The sequence below is a fragment of the Methylobacterium nodulans ORS 2060 genome (assembly GCF_000022085.1).
Lineage (GTDB): Bacteria > Pseudomonadota > Alphaproteobacteria > Rhizobiales > Beijerinckiaceae > Methylobacterium > Methylobacterium nodulans.
The window spans coordinates 365576-390776 of record NC_011892.1 but is presented as its reverse complement, the minus strand read 5'-3'; the positions used below and the strand labels follow the sequence as shown (position 1 = coordinate 390776).

General features: G+C 65.7%; 19 protein-coding genes and 9 pseudogenes. 18 read left to right on the top strand and 10 right to left on the bottom strand.

The genetic code is table 11. The annotated features are described in order from the left end of the window. The first annotated feature begins 28 nt into the window (after positions 1-28). From MNOD_RS38060 to MNOD_RS38035, 7 genes and pseudogenes are all read left to right on the top strand, one after another. Positions 29-1069 carry a 4-hydroxythreonine-4-phosphate dehydrogenase PdxA gene (locus MNOD_RS38060; RefSeq protein WP_015934257.1) on the top strand — a complete coding sequence of 347 codons (1041 nt, stop codon included), beginning with the start codon at positions 29-31 and terminating at the stop codon, positions 1067-1069. A 33-nt stretch (positions 1070-1102) separates the two neighbouring features. Beyond that, positions 1103-1396 (top strand): annotated as a pseudogene (locus MNOD_RS38055) (hypothetical protein); the annotation flags it as partial. Next, on the top strand, positions 1393-2280 hold the full coding sequence (locus MNOD_RS38050; RefSeq protein WP_015934256.1) for an NAD(P)-dependent oxidoreductase: 888 nt from the start codon (positions 1393-1395) through the stop codon (positions 2278-2280). The pseudogene MNOD_RS38055 and the gene MNOD_RS38050, both read left to right, overlap by 4 nt. A 19-nt stretch (positions 2281-2299) precedes the next feature. Beyond that, positions 2300-3313, top strand: a pseudogene (locus MNOD_RS38045) (dihydroxy-acid dehydratase); the annotation flags it as partial. 277 nt (positions 3314-3590) lie between these two features. Then, positions 3591-4247: pseudogene (locus MNOD_RS38040) on the top strand (shikimate dehydrogenase); the annotation flags it as partial. Then, positions 4130-4384 (top strand): annotated as a pseudogene (locus MNOD_RS49700) (aldehyde dehydrogenase (NADP(+))); the annotation flags it as partial. The pseudogenes MNOD_RS38040 and MNOD_RS49700, both read left to right, overlap by 118 nt. A gap of 499 nt (positions 4385-4883) precedes the next feature. Continuing rightward, positions 4884-5096, top strand: coding sequence for a hypothetical protein (locus MNOD_RS38035; protein WP_015934254.1), 213 nt, complete (start codon positions 4884-4886; stop codon positions 5094-5096). Between the two features lie 758 nt (positions 5097-5854). Here MNOD_RS38035 and MNOD_RS38025 read toward each other — a convergent pair. Continuing rightward, positions 5855-6797 (bottom strand): annotated as a pseudogene (locus tag MNOD_RS38025) (transposase); the annotation flags it as partial. A gap of 512 nt (positions 6798-7309) precedes the next feature. Here MNOD_RS38025 and MNOD_RS38020 point away from each other — a divergent pair. Both MNOD_RS38020 and MNOD_RS38015 read left to right on the top strand, forming a co-directional pair. Then, positions 7310-8227, top strand: a complete 918-nt coding sequence (locus MNOD_RS38020) for an antibiotic biosynthesis monooxygenase (protein WP_157091808.1) — start codon at positions 7310-7312, stop codon at positions 8225-8227. A gap of 18 nt (positions 8228-8245) precedes the next feature. After that, positions 8246-8728 carry a nucleoside deaminase gene (locus tag MNOD_RS38015; RefSeq protein WP_015934251.1) on the top strand — a complete coding sequence of 161 codons (483 nt, stop codon included), beginning with the start codon at positions 8246-8248 and terminating at the stop codon, positions 8726-8728. Between the two features lie 169 nt (positions 8729-8897). On the opposite strand, the pseudogene aroQ reads toward MNOD_RS38015, so the two are convergent. From aroQ to MNOD_RS37990, 5 genes and pseudogenes are all read right to left on the bottom strand, one after another. Further along, positions 8898-9342: pseudogene (gene aroQ, locus MNOD_RS44965) on the bottom strand (type II 3-dehydroquinate dehydratase). Positions 9343-9362: 20 nt separating this feature from the next. Then, positions 9363-10196 carry a shikimate dehydrogenase family protein gene (locus MNOD_RS38005; protein ID WP_015934250.1) on the bottom strand — a complete coding sequence of 278 codons (834 nt, stop codon included), beginning with the start codon at positions 10194-10196 and terminating at the stop codon, positions 9363-9365. Positions 10197-10256: 60 nt separating this feature from the next. After that, on the bottom strand, positions 10257-11618 hold the full coding sequence (locus MNOD_RS38000) for an MFS transporter (RefSeq protein ID WP_015934249.1): 1362 nt from the start codon (positions 11616-11618) through the stop codon (positions 10257-10259). 151 nt (positions 11619-11769) lie between these two features. Continuing rightward, entirely contained in the window at positions 11770-12579 is an 810-nt protein-coding gene (locus tag MNOD_RS37995) for a sugar phosphate isomerase/epimerase family protein (protein WP_015934248.1), read from the bottom strand. A 17-nt stretch (positions 12580-12596) separates the two neighbouring features. Then, positions 12597-13289: a GntR family transcriptional regulator gene (locus MNOD_RS37990; protein WP_015934247.1), complete on the bottom strand. Its 693-nt coding sequence runs from the start codon at positions 13287-13289 to the stop codon at positions 12597-12599. 474 nt (positions 13290-13763) lie between these two features. On the opposite strand from MNOD_RS37990, the gene MNOD_RS37985 reads away from it, so the two are divergent. The 7 genes and pseudogenes from MNOD_RS37985 to MNOD_RS44955 form a co-directional block, all read left to right on the top strand. Then, positions 13764-14657, top strand: a complete 894-nt coding sequence (locus tag MNOD_RS37985) for a dioxygenase family protein (protein WP_015934246.1) — start codon at positions 13764-13766, stop codon at positions 14655-14657. Positions 14658-14685: 28 nt separating this feature from the next. After that, the gene (gene hpaH, locus MNOD_RS37980) at positions 14686-15465 is read left to right on the top strand and encodes a 2-oxo-hept-4-ene-1,7-dioate hydratase (protein ID WP_015934245.1); all 780 of its coding nucleotides are present in this window, start codon (positions 14686-14688) and stop codon (positions 15463-15465) included. 337 nt (positions 15466-15802) lie between these two features. After that, a complete protein-coding gene (gene hpaI / locus MNOD_RS37975; RefSeq protein WP_015934244.1) occupies positions 15803-16570 on the top strand; it encodes a 4-hydroxy-2-oxoheptanedioate aldolase in 768 nt (255 codons plus the stop codon). A 38-nt stretch (positions 16571-16608) separates the two neighbouring features. Continuing rightward, positions 16609-18018, top strand: a pseudogene (locus MNOD_RS37970) (CoA-acylating methylmalonate-semialdehyde dehydrogenase). Between the two features lie 37 nt (positions 18019-18055). After that, a complete protein-coding gene (locus MNOD_RS37965; protein ID WP_015934243.1) occupies positions 18056-19432 on the top strand; it encodes an aromatic acid/H+ symport family MFS transporter in 1377 nt (458 codons plus the stop codon). Between the two features lie 47 nt (positions 19433-19479). Further along, on the top strand, positions 19480-20193 hold the full coding sequence (locus MNOD_RS44960; protein WP_015934242.1) for an ABC transporter substrate-binding protein: 714 nt from the start codon (positions 19480-19482) through the stop codon (positions 20191-20193). 190 nt (positions 20194-20383) lie between these two features. Then, a pseudogene (locus MNOD_RS44955) lies at positions 20384-20518 on the top strand (recombinase family protein); the annotation flags it as partial. Between the two features lie 59 nt (positions 20519-20577). Here MNOD_RS44955 and MNOD_RS37955 read toward each other — a convergent pair. Then, positions 20578-21138 carry a recombinase family protein gene (locus tag MNOD_RS37955; RefSeq protein ID WP_043753596.1) on the bottom strand — a complete coding sequence of 187 codons (561 nt, stop codon included), beginning with the start codon at positions 21136-21138 and terminating at the stop codon, positions 20578-20580. Positions 21139-21409: 271 nt separating this feature from the next. Here MNOD_RS37955 and MNOD_RS37950 point away from each other — a divergent pair, with 271 nt between their 5' ends. Then, the gene (locus tag MNOD_RS37950; RefSeq protein WP_157091806.1) at positions 21410-21649 is read left to right on the top strand and encodes an AbrB/MazE/SpoVT family DNA-binding domain-containing protein; all 240 of its coding nucleotides are present in this window, start codon (positions 21410-21412) and stop codon (positions 21647-21649) included. A 69-nt stretch (positions 21650-21718) separates the two neighbouring features. Here the strand turns inward: MNOD_RS37950 and MNOD_RS37945 are convergent. From MNOD_RS37945 to MNOD_RS47585, 3 genes and pseudogenes are all read right to left on the bottom strand, one after another. After that, a pseudogene (locus MNOD_RS37945) lies at positions 21719-22470 on the bottom strand (IS6-like element ISMno28 family transposase). 513 nt (positions 22471-22983) lie between these two features. After that, positions 22984-23655, bottom strand: coding sequence for a GntR family transcriptional regulator (locus MNOD_RS44950; RefSeq protein ID WP_015934238.1), 672 nt, complete (start codon positions 23653-23655; stop codon positions 22984-22986). Between the two features lie 234 nt (positions 23656-23889). After that, positions 23890-24156 (bottom strand): hypothetical protein, encoded by a 267-nt coding sequence (locus tag MNOD_RS47585; RefSeq protein WP_157091805.1) that lies wholly within the window; start codon positions 24154-24156, stop codon positions 23890-23892. Positions 24157-24214: 58 nt separating this feature from the next. On the opposite strand from MNOD_RS47585, the gene MNOD_RS37935 reads away from it, so the two are divergent. Continuing rightward, positions 24215-25201, top strand: coding sequence for a TRAP transporter substrate-binding protein (locus MNOD_RS37935; RefSeq protein WP_015934237.1), 987 nt, complete (start codon positions 24215-24217; stop codon positions 25199-25201).

The window sequence follows — 25201 nt, the reverse complement described above, 5'->3', positions numbered from 1 at the left end:
AGAGTTGAAAGAAAGGAAGTATCTCGCCATGACCACGACTGACACAGCCGCATCGCATAGGCCACTGATCGCGTTTGCGGTCGGCTGTCCGGCGGGAATCGCGCCGGAGCTGACGGCGCGTATGTTGGTGGATTCCACGGTGACGTCGGCGGCGCAGATCGTGACGATTGGGGACCGCTGCGTGATCGAGCGCGGCGCCGCCGTCGCGGGCGTCGAACTCGATCTGCGCTATGTCGCGCCGGGCGAGCCGATTCCGCAGAACTCGGCGCGCCCGATCTTCGTCGACCTGTGCAATCTCGATCCGGCGGACATCTCAGTCGGCACCCTGTCCGAGCCGGCTGGGCGCAGTGTGCTGGCGAATTTCAAGCATGCCATCGCGCTCGGCGCGCGCGGCGAGGCCGATGCCGTCGCCTTCAGTCCGTTCAACAAGGCGTCCATGCGCCTCGCCCACCCGGCCTACGAGGACGAGATCGTGTTCGTGTCCAAAATGCTCGGCTTTCAGGGGACCGCCAGCGAGTTCAACATCCTCCCGGAACTGTGGAACGCTCGGGTGACCTCGCATGTGCCGATCTCCGCGGTGGCGTCGCTGATCACGTTCGACAACGTGCTGCGCGCGCTGCGGCTGACCGACCAGGCGATGCGCGAGGGCGGCTATAAGGCGCCGCGCATCGCCGTGGCCGGCCTCAATCCCCATGCGGGAGACAGCGGCAACTTTGGCCGCGAGGAGATCGACGTGATCGGCCCTGCCATCGCGGCGGGACAGGCGGGAGGCATCCTCTGCCATGGACCGCTGCCGCCGGACACCGTCTTCGTGCGTGCGCGCAAGGGCGAATTCGACGCAGTGCTGACGATGTATCACGACCAGGGACAGGTCGCGATGAAGCTGATCGGCTTCGATCGGGGCATAACCTTACTCGCTGGTTTTCCGTTTCCCCTGCTCACTGCGGCGCACGGCTCCGCCTACGACATCGCCGGCAAGGGGATTGCCGATCCCGGCGCGCTGCGCGCTGCGCTGCTTCTGGCCGCAAGGATGGGCGCCCGGCGCCAGGCTGCTGCGGCGGTCGCCTGACACCGGGCGTGGAGGTATGACGAGGGAAATACGGTGGCCGATGCAACGTTCGGCTATCTGCTCAAGAAGCTCGACTACCCGATCGCGCCACTGGTGCTCGCCATGGTGCTGGGCGACAAGGCCGAGGATGCGCTCCGGCAGTCGCTGATCATGTGGCACGGTTCGGTCTCGATCTTCTGGTCGAACGGTCTCGTGGCGACGCTGATGGCGCTGGCCGTACTGATGGCGCTCTGGCCCGCGCTGGCGGCGCTGCGCCGTAAATTCGCCGCACCGGCGAAGATCCGCCGGTGCTGCGTCCATGATCCAAATTTGCGAGATCCATCATGACAACGACGAGCCCGTCCGTCGCTTTCCTCGGCATCGGCCTGATGGGAGGGCCCCAGGCCCGCAACCTGCTGAAGGCCGGCTTTGCCGTCACCGCCTGGAACAGGTCGCCGGCCAAGGCCGAGGCGCTCGCGCCGCTCGGCGCGCAAGTGGCTTCGACTCCGGCGGAGGCAGTGCGCGGCGCTGAAGTCACCGTCATCATGCTGGAGAACGGTCCAATCGTCGCCGACGTGCTGTTTGCGAAGGGAGCCGCCGAGGCATTGGCGCCGGGGTCCGTCGTCGTCGATATGAGTTCGATCAAACCAGCCGAGGCGATCGACCATGCGCACCGGCTGGCCGCACGCGGCGTCGCGTATGTCGACGCCCCGGTCTCCGGCGGCACGGTTGGCGCCGAGCAGGGCACGCTCGCAATCATGGCCGGCGGCGATGCCGCGGTCTTTGCGCTCGTCGAGCCGGTGCTGCGCGCTATGGGCCGACCGGTGCATGTTGGGCCGGCGGGCGCCGGCCAGTTTGCCAAGCTCGCCAACCAGATCATCGTCGGCGTCACCATTGGGGCGGTGGCCGAGGCGTTGCTGCTGGCACGGCAGGGCGGCGCCGATCCGATCAAGGTGCGCGAGGCTCTGCGCGGGGGCTTTGCCGAGAGCCGGATCCTCGACTTGCACGCCCAGCGCATGATCGAGCGGGATTTCGCCACCCGCGGACGCTCGGTGACTCATCTGAAGGACCTCGACAACGCTCTCGACGCGGCGGGCGCGCTGGACGTCGCCGCGGTGCCATACACGGCGCTGACCGCCGATCTGTTTCGCGGCCTGCTTACCAACGCGGGGGATCTCGATCACAGCGGCCTGATCCTCGAACTCGAACGCCGCAACGGCATCGCCACTTGAAGCTCATGGAAATCTCAAGATGACATCGAAGCGCACTCTTCGCAGCCAGGCCTGGTTCGGCCGGCAGGACAAGATGGGTTTCTATTATCGCTCGTTCCTGAAGAACAGCGGGGCGCCACAGGATCAGTTCGACGGCCGACCGGTGATCGGCATCTGCAATACCTGGTCCGAGCTCAGTCCCTGCAACGCACATTTCCGCACCATCGCCGAGCACGTCCGGCTCGGCGTGCTCGATGCCGGCGGCTTTCCTCTCGAGTTTCCCGTCTCCTCACTGGGGGAAGTCACGATGCGGCCGACCGCGATGCTGTTCCGCAACCTCGCGTCTATGGACGTCGAGGAGGGCATCCGAGCCCATCCGCTCGACGGGGTCGTGCTGTTGATGGGCTGCGACAAGACCACGCCGTCTTTGTTGATGGGGGCTGCCAGCGCCGATCTTCCGACCATCGGCGTCTCGGGCGGTCCGCAATTGCGCGGCGTGTACCAAGGCCGCGCCATCGGCTCGGGCACCAACATCATCTCCATGAGCGAGCAATTGCGCGCCGGCGAGATCACGCTCGAGGAATTCCACGAAGCCGAAAGCGCCATGAACCGCTCCAGCGGCCGCTGCATGACCATGGGCACCGCGTCCAGCATGGCGTCGATGGTCGAGGCGCTCGGTGTCGGGCTGCCGGGCAATGCCGCGATCCCCGCGGTCGATGCGCGACGCAACAACCTCGCCCGCATGGCCGGACGGCGCATCGTCGCCATGGTCGAGGAGGATCTGGTGTTGTCGAAAATCCTGACGCGGTCTGCGTTCGAGAACGCCATCCGCACGTTGGCTGCGATCGGCGGATCGACCAACGCGGTGGTGCATCTGCTCGCCATTGCGGGCCGTGTGGGTGTCGAACTCACCCTGGACGATTTCGACTGCCTTGGACGAGATGTGCACTGCCTCGTCGACCTGATGCCGTCCGGACGCTTTCTGATGGAAGACTTCTACTATGCCGGCGGCTTGCCGGCGGTGCTGCGCACGCTCGGCGAGAAGGGGCTGCTTGCACAGCCAGTCTGTGGTGGACGCTCGACAAGTCGCCCCACAGCGGCCTTCTCCGGCACGACGGTCCTGCACGATCCGGACGTGACGAGAGGGCGGGCGGCTCCGGCGTTCCGGGACGGGATTGACGTGAACGTACCAGTTCGTTAATTTCGAGGACAAGCAACGAGAACAAGCAAGGGGCGAGCCGCCCGATTCGAGGAAACGCCGAGGTCACCATGACGCATCAAGGGTCGAGAACCGTCCGGCCGTGCCGGGCCACGCTGACGGGAGGGCGGCCGTGAGCGCTCCGTCCCGCATCCTCCTCGGCCTCATTGGCACCGGCATCCAGGCCTCCCGCACTCCCCCGATGCACGAGCACGAGGGCGACGCCCAGGGCCTGCGCGTCCTCTATCAGACGATCGATCTGGAGCGGCTCGGCCTCGGCCCGGAGGCGCTGTCGGAGCTGCTCACCGCCGCCGAGCGCATGGGCTTTGCCGGCCTCAACATCACGCATCCCTGCAAGCAGGCGGTGATCCCCCATCTCGACGCGCTCTCGCCCGACGCGGCGGCCCTCGGGGCTGTCAACACGGTGGTGCTGCGGGAGGGCAGGCGGGTCGGCCACAACACCGACTGGTGGGGCTTCGCCGAGAGCTTCCGGCGCAACCTGCCGGGCGCCGCGCTCGGCCGCGTCGTCCAGCTCGGAGCGGGCGGGGCCGGGGCCGCGGTCGCGCACGCGCTGCTGACGCTCGGCGTTCAGGATCTCGCCATCGCGGACGTGGATCCCACCCGGGCGGAGCAGGTCGCCGAGGGGCTGTGCGGACGCTTCGGCGCGGGACGCGCCCGGGCCTCGACCGACCTCGCCGCCGACATGGCGCAGGCCGACGGCCTCGCCCATTGCACGCCGACCGGCATGGCGGCCCATTCCCGGCGACCTCGGACGGGCGTTCGACTTCGGTCGGCAGTCTCGCCATCACGCGCTTCCTGCGGCCGGTGAGCTATCAGGATCTGCCCGACGCACTCCTGCCGGACACCCTCAAGGCCACTGACCCGCTCAAGGTACCCCGCCGGATCGACGGGAAACTGGAGACATGACAGTTGGAAGGTTATTCCGGCATAAGCTCGCCCTACCGTCCAGCCAGGGGCAGTCTGCGCGCGGAAACCCTGTCAGGAATTCAAATGTCCGGAAAACGCTCGCAACCGGACGTTCGCGACACACGCTGCGAATGTCTGGAACGGGTCAGCCCCGGTCATTGCAGGCGAAGGCGTAGAGGGGCTTCTCACCCCTAGTGGCCCCTTCATAGCCAAGCTGATTGGGTTCTGACGCTATTGCGCCCCGCGCACGCCGCCAGCGCCCAAGCCCTTCGATTAGGCCCTCTGCTTCCAGGTCCTCGTCGCAGTTGCGATGCGCTCGATCTCGGAGTGGGTGTGGCCCGCGCAGAGGTCGGCGGAGGCGAGACGGTGCGCGGCTTCGGCCTCGACGTGTCCGGCGACCTCGACCTATCGGGGGCAGCCGGAGCTCTTCCCTGACGGCGACCTACCTCAGATGTGGGCGTGTATCAAGCCAAGAAGAAGGCAAAATGGGGAGAATGTCATGTGCATTCGCCGATTCACCGTGCGCAAGGCGCGTAAAGGCTGGGGCGTCTATTGCGCACACACGGGCGAGCCGGCCCGCGTCAACGGGCGGGAGCAGACAGGGCTGTCGCGCGAGGCCGCCACTGAGCTTGCCTCGTCGCTGAAGATACTCGCCTACATTCAGGCTGAGCTCGATGAGCGACGGGCGGGCAATCCTCACACGCTTCATTGAGGCGACAGGAGAGCGAGCGACAGGAGCACCATCCCGCGGCTCCATACGAGAGCGGTGGGGGAGGGGGTATTGAGGGTGCCTGAGTCGGACATGGCGGGACGCTACCCGCGGTCCGGGCGGTCGGCTATCCCTTGCTCTACGGGGCGAGAGTTGACCATCTCATTGGTCCTTCTTCTCGGCTCATAGAGACTCTGGCGGCGTTGGGCTTTCATTCGGTGCCTGAGTGTAATCCGCAGGGCGAAAGCCGCGGGCAGTGAGCTGCTGTGCCAGCGCGCTCGCGGCTTTGTTGAGGGACCTCTGTCGTCCCGGATGGTTGCCATTGTACCAGTAGGCGTGATGGTAGACGAATTGGTGCTGCCTATCAGTTCTTCGTCCGTCATACTCTCATCCGTGGTCAGGTCGTTGAACTCGGCGAGGGTGCGCCGGCTGCGGGCGAGCAGCCGGTCGATGTCGGCAAAGGCCGGATCGCTGGCCTCGTCCGCTGTCCAGAGCTCGTCCTCGTCATGCGATCTAACGGTCTCGTCGTCCTCGTCGGCCTCGACCGGATCAGGCCCAAAGCGCGGCCTAGCCCAGGGTTGCGCATCGGTGGCGTCACCGCGGCGCGGCGTCTCCGTCGATGGGCTCCCGAGCGGTGCTCCCGTTTCATCGGGATCGCCGCCTGAGGCTCCGAACAGGGCCGACCAGCCCTCGCGCGCGAAGGGCCAGTCCGGGCGGGCCGCGGCGATCCGGCGGCGGGTCGCGAGGACGTGCATGGCCCGGCCGAACGACCAGCCGGGGCAGGTCGGGATCGCAGGTCTCGGTCAGGTGGACCGTGGAGCCGGTCCAGTCCGTTCCGGACTTGGCCCGGAACCGGGCGTCGCTGTCGTAGGGCGTCTCGACCCGATCACCGGGGCCCGGCCCCTGTACGGGGACCAGCCGCACGCCGGCGCCGATGTCCGGGTCGTCCCCCGCGCGCATGAAGTGCCGCGCCCACACCCGGCGCAGCACGGCGACGGCGGGCAAGGTGGCGGCGAGCGGCGGCGCGCTCGCGCCATCCGGCGCGTCGAGCAGATGGTAGCCGTCCGCCCCGACCTGGAGCACGTACGCCTCGCGCTTGGGGCCGGTCTCTGGCAGGCGCGCATCCTCGATCCGGTGATCGTAGCGCTCGTGCCAATCGGGCGGAGCGACACCTCGCAGCCAGTCGGGGGCGACGGTCGCGATGGCATTGAGGGCCGCCCGCAGCGTCTCGGCCAGCAATTCGATCCGGTTGAGGTCGCGCACCGCCGCGAGCACATGAGTGCTGTCGGTGCGCTGGCGCCCGTGCGCCTTGAGCACGCCTTGGTCGCGCGCGGCGTCGAGGATGCGGGCCAGCAGCCGGCCGCGGAACTCGCACAGGACGCTGGAGTCGAAGCCGGGATCGGTCAGATCGAGGCCCAGCAGGTACTTCCTGTACCAGTCGATCCGGGCCCAGACCGCCTCGGCGGCCTGGCGGTCGCTCAGTCCTTCCCGGAACTGCAGGAGGGTGACGAGCGCGAGGCGCCAGGGTGCGTAGGCGGGCTGACCGCGCGTGGGATAGAGGTCGGCGAACGCGGCATCGGCGAAGATGGGGCCGAGGCAGGTGCGCAGCAGCAGGTAGGGGTTGCCGCGCCGGAATGCGGTTTGAGCGACGCGGGCGGTGTCCTCGGGCACTGGTGGGAGGGGCGGTTGCGGCCGGAGCGACATGGGCGGCCTCTGAGCGGAATGGCCAGCCTACACCCAGCACCCCCCGGAATTCGCCAACAGATGGGCCGCGCGCGGGCGCGCACCATCATGGGGAGGAAATGGGACGGCTGAGTCTGGCCCGGGACCGAGCGGCCAACCCTATTTCCGCAGCAGTATCCGACGATTTCTAAGACACTTAAACCTGTCAGGATTGCGTGTCAGGAAATCAAACGCGGATGCCAGCGGTGTCCTGCCCGCCTATGAGACCGGCCGCGGCAGAGCTGGGCGGGCCAGTGGAGTTCCATTGACAGGGGTCCCCAACCACGGCCCGCGGGACAGCGCATTCACCCGCCTATCGGCCAGCCACGTTCCATCCTTCCCGCCTTGATTGCCTGAAGGCGTCCTCGGGACGTGCGGCGGTGCGGCGGTAATTTTGCCAGACGCCCTTAAGGCGTCGGTAGTCTCCGTCGCATAGCCTGGCGGCCGCCTCCTCGCACCCGCCACCCCTCATGAATGTGCCCAGCACTACCCGCGTGACCGCGATCGTGACCCGGGTCAGCCTGCGGGCGGGTGCGGAGGACGACTTCGCGCGCTGGCAGGCCGCACTGACCCGAGTGGCCGGCGAGGCGCCGGGCTTCGTCAGCATCGAGGTCGTCCCGGTCGCCCCGCAGGCGCTGGACTGGCACGTCGTCCAGCGCTTCCGCACGGCGGCGGAGCTCGACGCGTGGCGCGGCGGCGAGGCCCGGGCGGCGTGCCTCGCGACGCTCAGGCCTCTGCTCCACCCCGAACAACCCGTCGCGCCGGACGAAGCCGCGCCCGACTTCCACGCGCTGGCCTGTGTGACCGAGGTGATCACGACCCGGGTGGAGCCCGGCCGGGAGCACGCCTTCCGCGCCTGGGCCGAGGCCGCGCAGGCCGCGCAGGCGCGCTTCCCCGGCTACGCGGGCACGCTCGTCCAGGCGCCTCTGCCGCCGCAAATCCCGTACTGGACGGCGCTCGTGCGCTTCGCGACGCCGGGCCAGCTCGACGCCTGGCTCGGCTCGCCCGAGCGGCAGGCGCTGCTCCGGCAAGCCGACCCGGCGGTCGCGACCTGGACCAGCCGGCGGCTCGACGGCCCGTTCGCGGGCTGGTTCTCGGAGGAGCCGGGCGCCGCACCGCCGGCCTGGAAGCAGACCACCCTGGTCCTGCTGGTGCTGTTTCCGGTGGTGATGCTGGAGATCCGCTTCCTCAGCCCGCTCACTGCCGGGCTGCCGCCGGCGGTGGCCACGTTTGTCGGCAACGCGATCAGCGTGGCGCTGGTGTCCTGGCCCCTGATGCGGGTCGCGGCCACCGGCCTCGGCTGGTGGCTGCGCCCGGCCCCGGGCCGCCGCCGGCGGAATGAGATCCTTGGCGCCTTCGTCCTGCTGGGGCTCTACGCGGCCGAGCTCGCCACCTTCACCCTCCTGCCCTGAGACGAAAGGATCCCTTCGATGACAGATGATGACAAGAAGTTCATGGCGCGCGCCATTGAGCTGTCGGAGAAGACCTCGCTCGTCGAGAGCGCCGGCGGGGTGTTCGGCTGCGTGATCGTCCAGGACGGCGAGATCCTGGCGGAGGGCGCCAATCGCGTGGTGGCCGAGAACGACCCGACCTGGCACGGCGAGATAGAGGCGATCCGCAAGGCCTGCAAGGCGCAGGGCAGCTTCAAGCTGCGCGACGCCACCCTCTACACCAGCGCCGAGCCCTGCCCGATGTGCATGGCGGCGGCCTACTGGGCCGGCATCAAGGCCATCTACTACGCCGCCACCAACGAGGACGCTCTCCGTTACGGCGACTTCGACGACAGCATGATCTACGGGGAGCTGAAGAAGCCGGTGAGCGCGCGCGCGATCCCGACCCGCCAGATCATGCGGGCTGAGGCGGTCGAGGTCTGGAAGAAGTACCACGAGAAGACCGACCGGGTGCCGTACTAGAGCGTCTCACTGCGAGGCGGACACCGCTTCGTCGCGGATAATGCGGCGAAGCGGTGCTGTTCTACTCAGAAGCAAGCAGCACGGGATGCCTAAGCCATTCGCGTAAGCGCGGCGTATGGAACCTGCGTAGCGTCACGAATATGTGGCGATTTAAGCCAGAACGAGATCTTTATTCTTGTGTGTTGATCAAAGAAGCAAGGCGGCGAAGCGCCAGGGTATAGCCTTGTGTGCCGAGACCTGCGACGACCCCATCGGCTCGGAGCGAAACGTAAGAGTGGTGGCGGAACGCCTCGCGCTTGTGGACATTGGAGATGTGCACCTCGATCACCGGCGCGTCGAAGGTGTTGAGCGCGTCGAAGATCGCCACCGAGGTATGGGTGAAAGCCGCCGGGTTGATGACGATGCCGCTGGCTGTATCCCGTGCCTCGGATCCAGTCGATGATCTCGTACTCACGGTTCGACTGGTGGAAGCGCAGGTCCAGGCCGAGTTCGCCGGCGAGCGCGCGGCACGCCGCCTCCACGTCGGCGAGGGTCTCGCTGCCGTAGATGTGCGGCTGGCGCTTGCCGAGCAGGTTCAGGTTCGGGCCGTTCAGGATGTAGATCAGACGACTCACGGCAGGGCCTCCGGAAACGCTCAGTAGGATACTCGGGCAACCGCCCGCAGCTCCTCGGCGGTGGTGGTGCCGAAGCCGAAGAACTCCAGATAGGCCGGGATCTGCTCGAACAGCATGTCGGTGCCGACCTGGATCGGGCAACCCTTCTCCTGGGCTGCCTCCAGGAACGGCGTGTGCTCCTGCTTCATCACCACCTCGCCGACGAAGGTGCCTGGGTCGAGGCGCGCCACGTCGACAGGCAGCGGATCGCCCTCCTTCATGCCGAGCGGGGTGGCGTTGACGACGACGTCGAAGCCCGTCGGGTCGTCGCTGCCGGTGCGTATCCCGAGGGCGGGATAGTGCTCGCGCAGCCGCCCGGCTAGGGCCTCAGCGGCAGTCGGGTTGTAGTCGTAGACCCCGATTTCCCCGATGCCGGCTGCCGCCAGCGACGCTGCAATGGCCGAGCCGACGCCGCCGCTGCCGACGACCAGCACCCGGGCGCCAGTCAGGTCGCGGCCTTTGCGCTGGATGCCGCGCACGAAGCCGGCCCCGTCGAACATGTCGCCGAGAAGGCTCCCGTCCGGGCGCAGCAGCACCGCGTTGCACGAGCCGGCGATCTTCGCCGTGGTGCTCACCTCGTCGAGGAGCGACACGGTCGTGATCTTGTGCGGCATGGTGACGAGCGCGCCGCGGATGTTGGTGAGGCGGAAGATCGACCGGAAGACGTCGGGATAATTCTCCGCCCTGACGCCCATCGGCATCACCACGGCGTCGATCCCGGTCTTCTCGAACCAGGGATTGTAGATCATTGGCGCCTTGAACGACTCGGTCGGGAAGCCGAGATGCGCGATCAGGGTCGTGGTACCTCGGATCATGGGCGTTAGCCTCATCATGGGTCTGTGCAGGGGCGGCTGCGACGCCGCCCCCTGTTGGCCCTAGGCGGTCTGGACGCGGGCGGGAGCGGAAGGGACCCGCTTACCGAGCGCGTGCATCGGCGTCCGATAAGTCTCGCGCGCGGTCATGATCGAGGCTGCCGCGATGGCACAGGTGATCATCACGAAGATTGCCACAGGCACCCAACCATCCTGCCCCTGACCCTGCACCACCGCCGCAATGCCGGGCGCGAAGCCGCCGATCGCAAAACCGATCTGGGTGCTGATCGCCATTCCGGACAGCCGGATACGAGTCTCGAACATCTCGGCGTAGAGGCACGGCCAGATGCCGTTCGCCGCGCTGTAGACGACGCCGGAGAGAAGCAGGCCGAGCACGTAGATCCACGTCACGTCCGCCCGGCTGATCGCCCACAGGTAGGGGTAGATCAGCACGGCGCAGCCGATCGCCCCGAAGATGAAGACCGGCCGGCGTCCGATGCGGTCGGCCAGCATGGCCCAGAGAGGGATCGCCGCCAGCGCGACCACATTGGCGAGGATCAACAGCGTCAGCATCGTCGGCCGCGGGATCTTCACCACGTTGACGGCATAGGAGAGCGTGTAGACCGCGAAGATCGTGCTGACCACCGAGATGATCGCGGCGAAAATCACACGCAACACGTCCGGCCACTGATCACGAAAGAGTGCCAGCACCGGGACGCGGGCATCGTGATGCTGTTCCTTCTCCTCCTCGAAGGCGGGAGTCTCCGGCAGGGTACGGCGAACCCAGAAACCTACCGCGACCACGATCAGGCTGAGGAAAAAGGGGATGCGCCAGCCCCAGGACAGCATCTGCTCCTCGGGCATGGCGGAGATTGGCAGGAAGGCGAGCGTCGCCAGGATCAGGCCGGCCTGAGTCCCGCTCAGGGTGAAGCTGGTGAAGAAGGCACGGCGGTCGGGCGGTGCATGCTCCAAAGTCATGGAACTGGCGCCAGCCTGCTCGCCGGCTGCGGAGACGCCCTGCAGCAAGCGTGCGATCACCAGGAGGATCGGTGCGAGAATGCCGGCTTGGCCGTAAGTCGGCAGGCACCCGATCATGAAGGTCGAGAAACCCATTAACAGCAGCGTGAAGGTCAGCACCTTCTTGCGGCCGAACTTGTCGCCGATATGCCCGAGGGCTACGGCGCCGAGAGGGCGGGTAATGTAAGCGACGCCGAAGGTGGCGAATGAGGCGATCGCTGCTGCCTGCGGGTTGTCAGGCGCGAAGAACAGTTTTGGAAAGATCAGCGCTGCAGCAGTGCCGTAGATGAAGAAGTCGTAATATTCTACTGCGCTGCCGATCCAGCTCGCCAGAGCCGCCTTCTTCGGCGCGTGAAGGCCTGGTGGCTCAAGCCCTGCGGAAGCAGAGTGATGATCGTATGGTGCCATGGTCGTGCGTCTCCTCCATCGAGGCGCCCGGTTCATGCCAGAATTGGCAGAAGACGAGGCGCGTAGTTCTGCGCAGACAGCCTGCCCGGGAGTCTGGCGCTCCCTCGACGGGTATGGATCAGGACGTCCTCGCGCTACTCGGGCGCAGCGGTTAGCCCACGAGCAGCCGTCGGGCCGCTGCCAAATTTGCCCGCACGTGCTCCTCGGGCGAGGACGTGCCGGCCATCGGCACCTCGACCGAGAGGGAAGCGGTCAGGGGCAGCGCTGCCAGCAGCGCTCCCAGGGGCAGCGCCCCTTCTCCCGGGATCAGGCGCCCGGCCCGGGCCTCCCGGATGATCCCGTCCGTCGACTGCGGCGCCTCCGCGGGCGCGTCGCAGAGCTGCGCGCTGCGGATCAGGTCGGCCGGTACTGCGCTTACGTCCTCGGGCGATCCTCCGGTCCGGGAGAGGTGGAGCGCATCGACCAGAACGCCGCCGTTCGGCCGCCCGGCGTTTTCGACCACCCTGACTGCATCGGGCAGGCTCGCGACCTGCCGCCACGCCATGCATTCCAGGTCCACGCCCATGCCGAACTCGGCCGCGAGGTCGCAGAGTTCAGCGAAGCGCGCGACCAAGCGGTCACGATCCGGATCGTCCCCGCACACGCTCAGCCGCTGCGCACCGAGCCCCGCGGCCGCCTCAAGGATGCCGGTGAGCGAGGCCGACGCGAAGTCCTCCCCGATGGTGACGAACTCGATGTCGTGAAGGTGCACCCCTTCGTCGGACAGAGCCTGTCGCACCTCGCGGAACGCGGCGCTCCGGGGCGGCAGCTCGTAGACCGGGGCACCCGGGAAGGCCGGATGGAGCCGCAGGCCGACCGATGCGTAGCCGGTCCGGGCCGCGAGCCGGACGAGGTCGAGCGGCGGCACCGCGATGCAGGTGAAGTGGGCCAGACCCAGCGGCTGGTCGAGAGAGGCATGCATGGCAGAGGCTTGAAGGGTCAGGGGGCGAGTTTGTCGGCGAGGTGCCGCTGCAGGTTGGTGCCCGTGCGGTGGATGTGCTCGCGCAGGCGAGCGCAGGCGAACTCGGCATCACGCGCGACCGCGCCCTGTGCGATCTCGCTGTGCTCCTGGGCGACGTTCCGGTCGCCGCCGGGCGTCCGGCGCAGGAAGGAGCGGCGGTAGCGATCGTTGAGGCTCAGGAGCACGCTGCAGAAGTTCAGCAGCAGCGGCATGCGGCAGCCGGCGATCAATGTGAGGTGGAACTCCCGGTGATAGGCTTCCCACTGCTTCAGCGTGTCCGGCTTGTCAGGGTCGCGCTCGATCCGGTTCATGCGATGGAGCGCGCGCATCACGTCGCCCTCCCAATCCACGGTGCCGACCGCGATCGCCTGCCGGAGCGCCAGGATCTCGAACTCCTCGCGCAACCGCGTGATCTCCTCCAGGTTCGACAGCGAGACCGGCGCGACGCGGTAGCCGCGATTGTCCTCGAACACGACGAGCCCGTCGGAGATCAGTCGGGCCAGCGCCTCCCGCAATGGGCTCAAGGAAACCCCAAAACTCTCTCGCGCGCGCTCCAGGTTGATCTTGCTGCCGGCTTCGAGCTGGCCGGAGACGATCGCCTCGCGCAGCCGGTCGACGAGCTGGCTCGCCATCGTGTTCTTGCCGTCGTCGACCAGGGCGAGGCCCGGCATGGTCGGCCCGAGGCCGGACCGCCTCTCGTCCTGATCACGCGTGGTGCGGCGGCTCCTCGCCTCGGTCAATGCGTCTCTCCCCCTGGGAAGCGCGGTCTCGTTGTTTCATCGACGTTCGTTACTAAAAACGATTTTTTCAGTCAAGTGCGATGTCGCTGCGGGTGTGGCCGCGGCATAGGGATAAGCCCCCGAGCCGATCAGGCGATCCCGATCCTCATGGTTGGCATCACGCCTCGCGAGCAGGCACCATCTGTAAAAACTTATATAACTCAGTATTTTATAGTTTCAATCTCCGGTCCGTTAGCGATCCTGTGCAGCGCGGGTGAGCCCAGGCGCATGAGATCCGTGAGGTAATCGCAGCGATATGGCGCACACCCGGTGCCGCACTGCCGGCCTGCACCGTCACCAAAAAATCGCTTCTTGACGAATAATCGATAATATGGGAGCAGGAGTCAGCGATAGGGAGGCCAAGTCATGCGCATCGAGCGCCAGCAGGACGTGACACCCGCCGTATTGGAGGTGATGGCGCGGACACGCGATCCGCGTCTGCGCGAGATCATGATCTCGCTCGTCACCCACCTGCACGGGTTCATTCGTGACGTTCGGCTCACCGAAGCGGAGTTCCGCGAGGCGACCGCGATCCTCAACGAGATCGGTGCCCTGGCCTCCGACACGCACAACGAGTTCGTGCTGATGGCCGGCTCGCTCGGCGTGTCCTCGCTCGTCTGCCTGCTGAACAATGGTGACCACGGCAACACCGAGACCTCGCAGTCGCTGCTCGGGCCGTTCTGGCGCCTCAACGCGCCGCGGGTCGAGAACGGTGGCACGATCGTCCGATCCGACACGCCCGGCGATCCGCTGTTCGTGAATGCGCGGGTGATCGACGGCCAGGGCCGGCCGATCGCGGGGGCGGAGGTCGATGTCTGGCATGCCTCGCCCGTCGGTCTCTACGAGAACCAGGATCCCGAGCAGGCCGAGATGAACCTGCGCGGCAAGTTCACGACCGATGCCGAGGGCCGCTTCTGGTTCCGCTCGGTGATGATGGTCGGCTACCCGATCCCGACCGACGGGGTCGTCGGGCGTCTCCTCAAGGCGCAGGACCGTCACCCGATGCGGCCGGCGCATCTGCACGCCCTGATCTTCAAGCCCGGCTTCAAGGTCCTGATCTCGCAGGTCTACGATCCGAACGATCCACACATCGACTCCGACGTGCAGTTCGGCGTGACCAAGGCCTTGCTCGGCGACTTCGTCCGTCACGACGCGCCGCATCCGAGCGTCACGGACGTGCCGGCGCCCTGGTACTCCCTCGACTACGCTTACGTCATGGAGGCGGGCGAGGCCGTGCTGCCGCGCCCCCCGATCAAGTGAATTCCAAAGGTTAGCGGAGCGAAGCACCGTGCTTGAACACGACCACCGGAAGGCCGCCGAAGCCATCCTCAAGGCCGAGCGCGAGCGGATCCCCTGCCCGCAACTGTCGAAGACCTTTCCGGCTATGGAACTCGCGGACGCCTACCGCGTCCAGGATCTCTGGGCCGAGGCGCGGATCGCCAACGGCGCGCGGCTCATCGGTCACAAGATCGGTCTGACCTCGCGCGCCATGCAGATGGCCTCGAAGATGACCGAGCCGGATTACGGCCGCATCCTCGACGATGCGCTCTACAATGACGGGGCGCGGATCCAGACCGAGCTGTTCATCAAGCCGCGCCTGGAGGTCGAGCTCGCCTTCATCATGGGCGAGGACCTGGAGGGGCCCGGCTGCCGCATCTACGACGTGATGCGGGCCACCGAGTTCGTCGTCCCGGCCCTGGAGATCATCGATTACAGGACCGAAGTCCCGCGGGCGATCGTCGACACCATCGCCGACAATGCGGCCTTCGGTGCCATCGTGGTCGGCGGCCGTCCGATCCGGCCCTTCGACGTCGACGTGCGGTGGATCGGGGCCACGCTGTCGCAGAATGGCATCATCGAGGAGTCCGGCGTCTCGGCTGCCATCATGGGCCACCCGGCCGCGGGCATCGCCTGGCTCGTCAACAAGCTTGCCGCTGTCGAGGCGAAGCTGAAGAAGGGACAGATCGTGCTCGGCGGTTCCTTCACGCGCCCCGTCGACATCAGGAAGGGCGACGTGATCCAGGCGGATTACGGTCCGCTCGGCGCCATCGGCGTCTCGTTCATGTAGGCAGTTCCGCTTGGGCTGGCTCTCGGGATCCGCCTGTCTGGATTTGCGTTGTGACACAAGTTCGAGCCCTAAAGCCGCTCGGCGATGACTCGCTGTTCGTCCAATAGTAGTTCCTGCGGACGTGCATCGGCCCGCCCGCAAAGTAAAACTATAAATATCTCAGGTCTGACTAGTGATTTTGTGCCAAAGGCACTGATCAATCTCAGGCCATTATCTTGATAAGATTTTGAGGCGACAGCTGTCCTGCCGCAACGCCGGCTGCACGCGACGCGATCAAGCGCGCGGCCGACCTGCAGGCGCGTCTCGTCTTCGCGCGCCAACTGGAACTGAGGTGACCATGAACCTGCCGGAGAACCGCTTCAAGCGCGCCCTGCGCGAAGGCCGCCAGCAGATCGGCCTGTGGTGCAGCCTGCCCGGTTCGTACGCCGCCGAGTGCGTGGCTGGCTCGGGCTACGACTGGCTGCTGTTCGACACCGAGCATTCGCCGGGCGACCCGCTGACCGTCCTCGCCCAGCTTCAGGCCGTGGCTCCCTACGACGTCGCCCCGGTGGTGCGGCCGGCAAGCAACGACACAGTGCTGATCAAGCGCTTCCTCGATCTCGGCGCACAGACCTTGCTGATCCCCTACGTGCAGGACGCGCACGAGGCACAGGCCGCCGTCGCGGCAACGCGCTACCCGCCCGAGGGCGTACGCGGCGTGTCCGGCCTGACTCGAGCCACCCGCTTCGGCCGGGTCGCGGCTTACGCCAAGCGGGCCTCCGAGGAGATCTGCGTGCTCGTGCAGGTCGAGACGCGCGAAGCGCTCGACCGTCTCGAGGAGATCGCCGCCGTCGAGGGCGTCGACGGCATCTTCGTCGGACCAGCGGATCTGGCAGCGAGCCTCGGCCATGTCGGCGAGCCCGGACACCCGGAGGTGGTGTCCGCCGTCGAGGACGCCGTGCGCCGTATCCGCGCGTCCGGCAAGCCGGCCGGCATCCTAACGCCGGATCCCGACTTTGCCCGGCGCTGCATCGCGCTCGGGACCACCTTCACCGCGGTCGCCATCGATGTCGGCGTGCTCGCACGGGGTACGGAGGCGGTGATGCGTCAGTTCACGGCGGGCTGAGCCCATCAATCCCTCCCCCTGTACAGCAAGGACGATCCATGCCGACCGATATCGCTCACTTCATCGACGGTGCACGAGCGCCCGGCCGCTCGGGCCGCACCGTGCCGTCGTACAACCCGGCTACCGGTGAGGAGACGGGCCGTGTCCATCTCGCGAGCACGGCCGAGGTCGATGCGACTGCGGCCTGTGCCAAGCACGCTTTCCCGAAGTGGGCCGCGACTCCCCCTTTGCGGCGCGCCCGCATCCTCAATCGCTTCCTGCGTATCGTCGAGGAGCGCATCGACGAGCTCGCGGCGGTGATCACGGCCGAGCACGGCAAGGTGCTCTCCGACGCCAAGGGCGAGATCCAGCGCGGCATGGAGGTGGTCGAGTTCGCCACCGGTGCGTCGCAGCTCCTGAAGGGCGAGATCACCGAGAACGTCGGCACCCGGGTCGACAGCCACGCGCTGCGCCAGCCGCTCGGGGTGGTCGCCGGCATCACGCCGTTCAACTTCCCCGTCATGGTGCCGATGTAGATGTTCCCGGTCGCGCTCGCCTGCGGCAACTGCTTCGTGCTCAAGCCATCCGAGCGTGATCCCTCCGCTTCCCTGTTGATGGCGGAGTGGCTGAAGGAGGCAGGGCTGCCGGACGGCGTGTTCTCGGTGGTCCAGGGCGACAAGGAAGCGGTCGATGCCCTCCTGCACAACCCGGACATCGCCGCCGTGAGCTTCGTCGGCTCGACGCCGATCGCCCGCTACATCTATCGGACCGCCGCTCTCAACGACAAGTGCGCCCAGGCGTTGGGCGGGGCCAAGAACCACATGATCATCATGCCGGATGCCGACCTCGATCAGGCGGTCGACGCCCTGATGGGCACGGCCTACGGCTCGGCCGGCGAGCGCTGCATGGCGATCTCGGTGGCGGTGCCGATCGGCGAGGACACCGCCGACCGGCTGATCGAGAAGCTGGTGCCGAAGGTGCGTGCCCTGAAGGTCGGGCCCGGCACCGACCCCGAATCCGAGATGGGGCCGCTGGTCACCGCGCAGCACCGCGACAAGGTGAAGGGCTACATCGACCGCGGCGTCGCCGAGGGCGCCGAGCTGGTGGTCGACGGTCGCGGCCTGACGCTGCAGGGCTACGAGAACGGCTACTTCGTCGGCGGCACGCTGTTCGACCGCGTCATGCCCGAGATGATGATCTACCGGGAGGAGATCTTCGGGCCGGTGCTGGCCGTCGCCTGGGCGCCGGACTACGCGACGGCCGCGCGGATGATCAACGAGCACGAGTTCGGCAACGGCACCGCGATCTTCACCCGGGACGGCGACGCGGCGCGGGAATTCGCCCACCCGCCGATTGCGGCAGGCGGTGTCATGGCACGACGCCGTCCTCTGTCGATGACCTGCCCGCGCTGTCCCACGGCCGGGCGCAAGGCACAGCCGTTCCGAGGAAGGGACGGAGTGTGCGGTTGAGAGCGGGCGTGCAGAGAACACGCCTCGCCGAGGGGAGATGAACGTGACCACAGAGCGCATCGACGTGCAGAACGTCATCGACGGCAATCCGATCTCGCGCCTGCAGATGCGCGTCATCCTGCTGTGTTTCCTAGTCGTCTTCCTCGACGGCTACGATACGGCCGTGATCGGCTTCGTGGCCCCCGCCCTGGCCAAGGCCTGGAGCGTCCCGCCCCCGGCCCTCAAGCCTCTGCTCAGTGCGGCCCTGTTCGGCCTCGCTGCTGGCGCGCTCGCGGCCGGCCCTCTCGCGGATCGCATCGGCCGGAAAGTCGTGCTCGTGATCTCGGTCGCGCTGTTCGGCGGGCTGACGCTTCTGTCCGCCTTCGCCACCGACCTGACCCAGCTGACGATACTGCGCTTCCTCACGGGCCTGGGTCTCGGTGCCGCCATGCCGAACGCGACGACGCTCACCGCGGAGTACTGCCCCGCGCGGCATCGCTCCTTCCTCGTCACGGTGATGTTCTGCGGGTTCACGCTGGGGTCGGCCGGCGGCGGGTTCCTCGGGGGCTTTCTGATCCCGGCTTATGGTTGGCAGAGCGCCTTCTGGGTCGGGGGCCTCGCTCCTCTCGCACTTGCCGCAGCGCTGATCACCCTGCTTCCGGAGTCCGTGCAGTTCCTGGTCGTCCGGCGCGGCGGAGGCATGCGTGTCGCGGGCATCCTGCGCCGGCTCGCACCCGGACGCGCCGTCACCGGCGACGCGGTGTTCGTGACGCCGGATCTCGGAGCAGCCCAGGCGAGATCCTCTCTGGGCTCCCTCTTCCAGAATGGACTCGCCGCCGGCACTGCCTGCCTCTGGTTGACCTACTTCATGGGGCTCCTGGTCATCTTCCTGCTCCGCAGCTGGCTCCCGACGCTCGTGACCGGCGCCGGGCTCAGCCTGGAACGCGCCGCCATGCTCGGTGGCGCGTTCGAACTCGGCGGGACGGTGGGCGCACTCCTGGTCGCCTGGTGCATGGACCGCTTCGGTGCGCATCGTGCCATCGCGCTCTCGTACCTTCTGGGTGCCGTGACGGTCTGCGTGGTCGCGTACCTCGTCGCCGCTCCTCTTCTGCTCGCTCCGGCGATCTTCATGGCGGGCTTCTTTCTCAGCGGCTCGCAAACGTCGCTCTCTCCGCTCGCAGCCGCCTTCTATCCGACCCACGCTCGCGCGACGGGCGTGGCCTGGATGCTCGGCATGGGCCGCTTCGGCGGCATCCTCGGCGCTCTGTCGGGTGGCGTGCTCCTGGGTCTCGGCTGGGATTTCCAGGCGATCCTGACTGCCCTCGCAGTACCAGCCCTCGGGGCTGCGGCAGCCATCTGGTTCAAGGGACGATGGCGGGGGCGCGAGATCGGAGGCGGCCAGCAAACGGCAGGCCTGCAACTCGGTCACGGCTGAGCAGCAGGCCTGGACGGGCATCTTTCGTGGGCATGGAGACAGGAACGATGGGCGGGCACGACGTGAAAACTCTCGGTTGGCCAACAGACAACCCCTTACGCGTCGCCATCAATCTCGGAAACTCGGCGCTCGCGCGTGAGGATTGTGACGGACAATTGCGAGGAATTGCAGTCGATCTTGCTTTCGCCCTCGGGGATTGGCTTGGCTCATCGATCCGTCTCGTAATCTTTCCATCAGCTGGCGCCGTCATGAAGGCCGTTGACGAGGATGAATCGGATGTTGCGTTCCTCGCCATTGATCCGGCGCGTGCCGACCGCGTCGCGTACACGCGCCCCTACCTGCTCATCGAAGGGGTCTTTGCGGTGCGCGAGGCGAGCCCAATGCGAGATGTGGGCGATGTCGACCGACCTCGTGTACGGATCGCGTCGGCTGCCGGTGCTGCCTACCATAGCCATCTGACCCTGGCTCTGCAGCACGCCGAGTTGGTGACAGTGCCCACGCCAGGCGATGCTCTCCGGCGTCTTGGCGAGGGCGCCTGTGATGTGGCGGCGGGAGTGAGACAGGCGGTCGAGGACTTTGCAAATCAATGTGAAGGCATACGTGTTTTGCCTAGTCGCTTCATGGCTATTGAACAGGCAGTGGCGACGCCTCTAAGAATGAAATTTGATGTGAATTTGTTCGATAAATTCATAAGAGAAATAATAAATATAGGAAAACTTGATGATTTTTTGATAAAAAATGAACACGACACATCTATTTGAACTGGTCAGATATATATGCTCCAGTGGACCGGTCCAAACGGTATGTAAGAAAAACGACCGTTTTCCTGACAGCGCTGAGAACCGCCTCCACTGACGCATTTGACGCGAGAGCGCCACGCGCCGGCGGATGTCAGGAAACCGTGTAGGGAAAACAACTGTCAGGAATACGCTCATGTGGCATTGTCCTGACATGCTCGTCGGATACGCCCGCGTCTCCACCCAGGACCGGAACCTCGACCTCCAGCGCGACGCGCTGACCAAGGCTGGCTGCGAACGCATCTTTGAGGAGAAGAAGTCCGGCAAGACGGGCACCAAGCGCCCGGCATGCCGCCCGTCCCAACGGGAAACAGCCAGCGCGAGCCTCAATCACAGCCCAACCCGAGATCATGCGGGAACCCTGGCTCGGAGCGCACGGTAGACGCTCGTGCGCGAGATCCCGAGCTGGCGAGCAATGGCCGTCGGGCCCGTCCCGGCCGCATGGCGCCGGCGGATCTCCGCGTCGGGCACGGTCTTCGCCCTCCCCTTCCCCGCATAGACGCCAGCCGCCTTCGCCGCCTCGATCCCAGCCCGCTGCCGCTCCAGGATGAACTTGCGCTCCATCTCCGCCACCATGCCCAGCACGGTCACCACGATCCGGCCGACCTCGCCGCCCGTCGTCAGCTCCGGATCGAGGATGCGCAGCGAGGCGCCCTTCTGATCGAGCTCATGGACGAGGTTGAGGACGTCGCGCGTCGAGCGGCCGAGCCGGTCGAGGCGCACCACCACCAGCTCGTCGCCCTCGCGCAGGAACTGCATCACCGTCGCCAGCTCCGGCCGGTCGTCGGCCGACTTGCCCGACATCGTCTCCGAGCGGATCACCGAGCAGCCCGCCGCCTTCAGCTTCGCGAGCTGGATGGTGAGGTCCTGATCGGTCGAGGAGACCCGGGCGTAGCCGAAACGGGGCATGCGGGGCTCGAAACCGTACCAAAAGAGTGGCTTGCGCCGGCAGGGCGTACCATAAACCGAAACCGGCCCTTTTGGCACGGCCTGGCTGCGTACCAGCCGTCTGGACCGGAACGGTATACCCTTTTATGCCGTGTCTGCCGTGACAGAGCCGCCGCTTGGTGCCAGTGTCGCCGATGAGGAGTGAAGCTGATTCGCTCCCTTTTGTTGAAATGGGCCCACATCGATGCCAGAGCCTCTGCGCCGCACAGTGCAAGTTGCGGGAAATGGGAGGATGAACCTTCCTGCCGACATGCGCCGCGTTCTGGGCTTGACCGGCCCGGGCCGCGTTATCCTCACTCAGGATGAGGACGGTATCCGCATCACAACGGCCGATCAGGCCCTCAAGCGGGTGCGTGCACTCGCCGCCCCTTTCCTCCAGGGGCGCGGATCTGTGGTCGACGAGTTCATCGCGGAGCGGCACGCTGAGGCGGCCCGTGAGGCGGCCGAGGGACAGGACGAACCGCATGCCTGATCCCGTGCTCGATGCGGGCTTGTCGCAAACTCGGGTTCAGGCCGCAGGAGGGCCTGCTCGGCCCCGCTTTCACGCTTTGTTCGCGACGGGAAGTCCGAAGCAGTACGCCAGCAGCTGGTTCTGCTCCCGCACGGTCCAGGCCCCCGCAAACCCGAAGCCCTTGCGCAGCCACAGCATGGCCTCGAAGCCCTGGATCGTCCGCCGGGCCGTGGTGAAGGAGGGAACCCGCCCACCCGCGGCATCGGCCTCTTCACCCGGAAGTGGTCGCTCTCGATCCCCTGCTGCAGGTGCTTGGTGACGTGGTGGGTGGGCGTGCGCGGCAGCAGACCGTCCTGCCGGCTCTCGGCGAGGGCCGGCGGATAAGGACCAGCGCCGTCCGTGCCGATCCGGTCCGGGGCGAGCAGCGGTTCCTCCCGCAGCATCTTGCGGAAGAAGCGCTTGGCGGCGTCAAGATCGCGGTTCGCGGTGAGGAGGAAGTCGACCGCTTCGCCGTGCTTGTCGATGGCCCGGTACAGATAGCGCCACTGGCCGCGGATCTTGATGTACGTTTCGTCGACGCGCACCGAGCCGCAGTGCGGCTTGCGAAACATGCGCAGCCGGCGCTCGATGGCGGGGGCATAGGCGAGCACCCAGCGATTGATGGTGGAGTGGTCGACCTCCAGGCCGCGTTCCAGCAGCATCTCCTCGATATCGCGATAGCTGAGCGCGTAGCGCAAGTACCAGGAGACGACCTGGACGATCAGCGTGGCTTCGAAGTGCCGGCCCCTGAAGTCACCGCGGGCCTGTCGCTTCAGCTTGAGGACGAGGGCGTGGAGGATCATGGGCCGGCTCCGGAGGGAGGCGGCAAGCTGGGCGGCTGTGGCTAACGACCGGTGAACGTGGGCCCATCCGCGTTTGCGACAGGCCCGGATACGGCGCGCAGATTCCTCGAAGTCGTCGAGGCAAAGAATCCCACGAAGTCTACGCGGCAGGCCCTTCATCTCGGCCGGGAAGATGCCGCGAGCCGGCTGTGCATCCGGTTCACCCGTCACCGAGCGCCCGCCAGCGCTGAATATAGGTGCCATGTCTGTCACTTCCTCAGCAGAGGCCTGGACTCAATTGACCCGCTCCAGCCGCGCGAGAGACTCGACGATAGTCGTCACCACCGTGACGTTCATCAGCAAGCGAGACCCGTGAGCAGGAACGTCGAGCCCCAGCTGCTGTCGAGCAGCAGGCCGACGATCGCCCGCATGTCACCCCAGCGATGCTCATATGAGGGCTATGTATGGTTCTGACTTCTGTGCCGTATATCATAACTATAAGCATTCTCAATGGACTCTTAAATTTAAGAGCATCTATAAACTGTCCAATACGGGCAACCGATCTCGCGATCCGCGGTGCTGCAGTACGCGAGCGTAAGACATGCGCAGGTGAAGTTGCATAGCCCGCCGCCCGAGCTCACCGTCACGAATACGGGCCGCGAAGGCGATATCTCGGTGATGATGAAGGCTTTGATTCAATTCTTCATAGGAGTATAGAAAGAAAGACCGCACGACAACCGGCATGTCGATCATAGTCTCAAGAATAGATCGAAGACGGGGCGATCCAGCAAAAATTATCAGCGTGTGGTGAAATTTTCGATTTACTTCTTGTATGATCCCAATGGCATCATCGTCATTTTTGGCAATAGCGTCTGCCATGATACAATTGCACGACTCAAGATGCTCAACCAGCGCACCTCCCCCTCGCTGAACGGCGAGCTCTGTTGCATGCGGTTCGAGCAGCATGCGAAGCCGAAACGTCTCCTCGATGTCCGCCTCGCTCCACTCTGCCACGTGGATGCCATGACCGGCATCTGTCGCGAGCCCGTCCTCCACGAGCCTTTTCAGTGCAGCCCGGATCGGCGTGCGACTGAGACCAAACTCTTGGGCGAGCGGTTCCTCACGGAGATGGAAACCCGGCCGATAATGGCCACCCACGAGTCTCTGCCGCAGGACGCCATACGCTCTGTCTTGTCCCCGTCCCATTCGGGCGACCCCCGTGCCCTCGAAGCTGCTGAACTCTAACGCCCTGCAGGCGCCGCGGGCAACCAGCTCCGACCCTACGTTTGTACATATTTTGTATAAACGTAGCGGACATTTGCGCGCTTTGGCGTCGCCTGTTGACAGTTTGTATTTTTCCTGTATGGCGTATCGCACCAAACGGAGGAACGCGCGTCGGGGAGGCGGTAGCGGCGGGTAGGCCGTCCCGCGATGCTTAGATCAACGGCGACGGTTATCATCGGCGATGATCTTGAACGCATGCCTCGCGGGCGACGAGTTTTTGCGTTTCGCCGCGCCCCATCGCCTTGCGCGTTCGCCGGACGCATAAGTCACAGCACCTTTCCACGCCGCAAGGAGCTGCGCTGCGAAGGAAGATGCGGCGTAGTCAATCACGGCCCGTTCTGATGTTTTCAGAACGGGAAAAACTTTGAATGGCAAAAAACGCTCAAGACGCCGATTGTTGGTTGTATATGGGCGAATGCTCATTCGGCGGATGGCAGAGCGGACTATCGATCAAAAACCAACGCTTCTAAGGGAGGAAGTTATGGTACTGTCTCGTCGTGGCTTGATCGCCGCTGGCCTGTCTGCGCCTTTCATTGCTCAGTCAAATTTCGCCCAAGCGGCGCAGCACACACTGAAATTCGTCTACCCAGATACACCCTCGCACCCGTTCATGCAGGTCGCCCGACGCTTCGCCGACAGCGTCAAATCAAGGACTGAGGGCGCAGTTGAGGTGCAGGTCTTCACGACAGGGCAGCTCGGTTCCCAAGGTAACATGCTCACCGGCATGCAGACCGGCATCATTGACCTCTGCTGTCATACGTCGGGCTTCGTCCAAACGCTCTACCCGAAATTCATGGTCGTCGACCTGCCCTTCCTCTTCAAGGACGCGGAGACTGCCGAACGCATGCTGGATGGCCCCATCGGGCCGAAACTGCTGCAAGATCTGCCGAGCAAGGGTATCTATGGTTTATCCTATGGCCATTTCGGCTGGCGGGTGGTCTCAACGATAGGCCGCTCGGTCAAGGTGCCAAGCGAAGCCAAGGGGATGAAAATCCGTGTTCAACCCGGCGCAATTTACGCCGCGATGTTCAACACGCTCGGCGCCAACCCTATCCAAATTGACCTGTCTGAGATTTATCTCGCCTTGTCTCAGAGCGCGATCGAAGCCATCGAGACCCCGATGATTTCGATGGCAGCGTCGAAACACGACGAGGTGATCAAGGTTATTACAAAGACTAATCACGTCTACAATCCAGGAATTATGATGGCAAGCAAGCGCAAGCTTGATAGCCTTGCATCCAAATACCAGCAAGTAATTCGAGAAGCGTCGTTCGAGATGACTAAGGACGCGCGCTCCACAATTTCCAAGGCAAGCCAAGAGGTCGAAGGCCGTTTTGCGTCGCAAGGAATCACGATCCAGCCTGCTGATCGTGCCGCCTACAGGACCGCAATGCAGCCCGTCTACGATCAGTTCCGGCCCATCATCGGTGCCGATCTGATGGACGAAGTCCTGAGCCAAGTGGCCTGA

Coding starts and splice junctions, on each gene's coding strand:
- MNOD_RS37950 (WP_157091806.1), top strand. CDS start 21,410: ATGAACCTTCCTGCCGACATGCGCCGCGTTCTGGGCTTGACCGGCCCG.
- MNOD_RS44960 (WP_015934242.1), top strand. CDS start 19,480: ATGGGCGGGCACGACGTGAAAACTCTCGGTTGGCCAACAGACAACCCC.
- MNOD_RS37935 (WP_015934237.1), top strand. CDS start 24,215: ATGGTACTGTCTCGTCGTGGCTTGATCGCCGCTGGCCTGTCTGCGCCT.
- MNOD_RS38000 (WP_015934249.1), bottom strand. CDS start 11,618: ATGGCACCATACGATCATCACTCTGCTTCCGCAGGGCTTGAGCCACCA.
- MNOD_RS38060 (WP_015934257.1), top strand. CDS start 29: ATGACCACGACTGACACAGCCGCATCGCATAGGCCACTGATCGCGTTT.
- MNOD_RS38050 (WP_015934256.1), top strand. CDS start 1,393: ATGACAACGACGAGCCCGTCCGTCGCTTTCCTCGGCATCGGCCTGATG.
- MNOD_RS37990 (WP_015934247.1), bottom strand. CDS start 13,289: ATGCCGGGCCTCGCCCTGGTCGACGACGGCAAGAACACGATGGCGAGC.
- MNOD_RS47585 (WP_157091805.1), bottom strand. CDS start 24,156: ATGAGCATTCGCCCATATACAACCAACAATCGGCGTCTTGAGCGTTTT.
- MNOD_RS38035 (WP_015934254.1), top strand. CDS start 4,884: ATGTGCATTCGCCGATTCACCGTGCGCAAGGCGCGTAAAGGCTGGGGC.
- MNOD_RS37995 (WP_015934248.1), bottom strand. CDS start 12,579: ATGCATGCCTCTCTCGACCAGCCGCTGGGTCTGGCCCACTTCACCTGC.
- MNOD_RS37985 (WP_015934246.1), top strand. CDS start 13,764: ATGCGCATCGAGCGCCAGCAGGACGTGACACCCGCCGTATTGGAGGTG.
- MNOD_RS37965 (WP_015934243.1), top strand. CDS start 18,056: ATGAACGTGACCACAGAGCGCATCGACGTGCAGAACGTCATCGACGGC.
- MNOD_RS38015 (WP_015934251.1), top strand. CDS start 8,246: ATGACAGATGATGACAAGAAGTTCATGGCGCGCGCCATTGAGCTGTCG.
- MNOD_RS38005 (WP_015934250.1), bottom strand. CDS start 10,196: ATGATCCGAGGTACCACGACCCTGATCGCGCATCTCGGCTTCCCGACC.
- MNOD_RS44950 (WP_015934238.1), bottom strand. CDS start 23,655: ATGGGACGGGGACAAGACAGAGCGTATGGCGTCCTGCGGCAGAGACTC.
- MNOD_RS37955 (WP_043753596.1), bottom strand. CDS start 21,138: ATGCCCCGTTTCGGCTACGCCCGGGTCTCCTCGACCGATCAGGACCTC.
- hpaI (WP_015934244.1), top strand. CDS start 15,803: ATGAACCTGCCGGAGAACCGCTTCAAGCGCGCCCTGCGCGAAGGCCGC.